General features: G+C 63.7%; 2 protein-coding genes. Both read right to left on the reverse strand.

Translation table 11 applies throughout. The features are described from left to right. Positions 1–1,999 (reverse strand): condensation domain-containing protein (locus AC1DYM_RS22905; protein ID WP_477342337.1); only part of this gene is annotated, 1,999 nt, incomplete at its 3' end. After that, positions 1,996–2,464, reverse strand: a 469-nt coding sequence (locus AC1DYM_RS22910) for a phosphopantetheine-binding protein (protein ID WP_477342339.1), incomplete at its 5' end; no start/stop codon positions are given. The genes AC1DYM_RS22905 and AC1DYM_RS22910, both read right to left, overlap by 4 nt.

The following is a 2,464-nucleotide window of genomic DNA, read 5'->3' on the forward strand; positions in this document are numbered from 1 at the left end:
GGTCCAGCACCGGCACGGCAAGCTGTGCCGAGAGCGATGTCCATGCCTCGCCCAGCCCAGGCTGGGTCAACACCGCTACCGGTGCCGCATCCTCCAGCATGTAACGCAKTCGCTCGGCCGGGTACGACGGATCCAGCGGCACGTATGCACCACCGGCCTTCAACACCGCCAACAGGCCCACCATCATCGGCAGCCCACGCTCCACGCACAGCGCCACCCGCGCGTCCGGACCCACGCCCAGCTTGCGCAGATGGCGAGCCAGGCGATTGGCCTGCGCGTTCAGCGCCGCATAACTCAGCGACAGCACCCCATGCACCACCGCCGTCGCCGCYGGTGTCCGCGCTACCTGTGCCTCGAACAACTCATGCACGCACGAGGACGGGTACGCCACCGTCGTCGCGTTCCAYTCCGTCACTACACGATGACGCTCCTGCGCACTCAGCACCTCCAGCGCGAGCACCGGACGCGCCGACTCCGTCTCCAGCGCCTCTACCAGACTTTCCAGCGCCCTCGACATCAGTCCACCGACATGCGCCGGGTCGATCGGACGCTGGCCCTGCACATGCAGCGATAGCATGCCACCGACATCGTCCACCGACAGGATCAGCGGATAGTTCGTGCGCTCCTCGCYACYCAGTCCTTCGATGCCRTCCCACGCCGYCACCGACTCAGCCGTYGGTACGCTCTCGTCTTCACTATGRCGGTAGTTAAGGAGCGCCGAGAACAACGGTGCCGGCGCCTCGATCGCACTGCAACGCTGCGCCAGGGCCAGCGATGCGTGCTCGTGATGCAGCAACTCCACCAGACCTGCGTGCGTCTCCTGCAGCGCCGCCCTCGCCGTCCGCCCCGACAACCGGACCCGCAACGGCAACGTGTTGATGAACAAGCCGACTGCCCGACCTGCCTCACCACCGTGCATCCGGCCGAACAGCAATGTGCCAAACACCACATCGTCCCGCCCCGACGTGCGCGCTAGAACYTGWGCYCMSGCMAGRTGGAACAGGCTTGCCGTACTCACCCCGTGACGACGCGACTGCGTACGCAAGCGTGCACACAACGCACTGGCCAACGGCAGATAGGCTTCTTCCACTTCCGTGCCGTCGCCACGCACGTCAGCCATCCCGAACGGCGCCGTCGTCTCCGCCACGTCGCCCAGCATCTCCCGGAAGAACCGCTCGTGCTCCGCGCGACTCACCCCCAGTCGCGCCTGCGCGACAAAGGTCCGGAACGGCACCGGTTCCGGCAACTCGCTCTCGCGGCCAACAAGATGTGCTTCGATTTCCTCGCCCAGTACCTCCAGCGTCGCGTGGTCGCTGGTAAGGTGATGGCGAAGAAGTAGCAACAGCCAGCGGTCCTGTGATGGGTCATGTGCCACGTAGCCGTGCATCATCGGTGCGCGATCGATCGCCATCCGGTAGTGCCGCGGATCCACCAGACGCTCCAGTTGCGCCGCGGCATCACCGCCGGCCGGATCCAACCTCACCTCCGTCACCGGCACCGACGCCTCGCGCCACACGACCTGCACCGGCTCGTCCAACCCTTCCCACGCCACCGCCGTGCGCAGAATGTCGTGCCGCCCGATCACCGCCTGCAATGCGACAAGGTACCGGTCCAACCGCTCACGYCGATCAAAGGCGGTCGTCCCGAACAGCACGTAAGGATCGGCATCCCGGGTCAACAGATGATGGAACAGGATGCCTTCCTGCAGCGGCGCCAACGGGTAGATGTCCTGGATGTTCGCCATCCCACCCGGCACCGTCGCCGCAATAAGATCCACCTCCACCAGCCTCAGGGACGAAAGTAAGTACGGCTCCTCTCCTGTTTGGGGAGAATGCCGACCTTGGAGAAATTCGACAAGAACTCTTTTATTGGAACGAATGCCCTCCAACAAGTTTGGTGTCAACAAAGTTCGATCACCTCGAATGACCAAGTCTCCCTTGTCAACACCAATCACCAGCTTTCTTCCATAGATATCACGCAGGACATCGATAATCTTCATATCCGCACTTCTTCGAAAGCTACCGCCGCTGAAGCCAAGCCAGCGACCGATGGATTAGAGAGAAATTCGCTCACCGTCAAACCTAGATTTTCTTTATTTAATCGTGCAATTGCTCGTATGAGGAGCAACGAGTGGCCGCCCAGGGCGAAGAAGTTGTCGTGGCGGCCCACCCGGGCATGACCCAGCAGGCCCGACCACACCGCCGCGATCGCCTCTTCCACCGCACCTTCCGGTGCTTCGTACGCTTGCACCGCGTAGGACTCCGCCTCCGGTGCCGGCAGCGCCTTGCGATCCAGCTTGCCGTTGGGTGTCAGTGGCAGCGAGGCCAGCGTCACGATCGCACTCGGGACCATGTACTCCGCCAGCGTTCCCGACAGGGCCTCGCGAAGACGCTCCACCGACAGCGTGGCGCCTGCCTCGGCCACCACATAGGCCACCAGTCGACGATCGCCCGGCTGATCTTCG

It is taken from the genome of Luteibacter sp. P1_D3 (genome assembly GCF_056406135.1).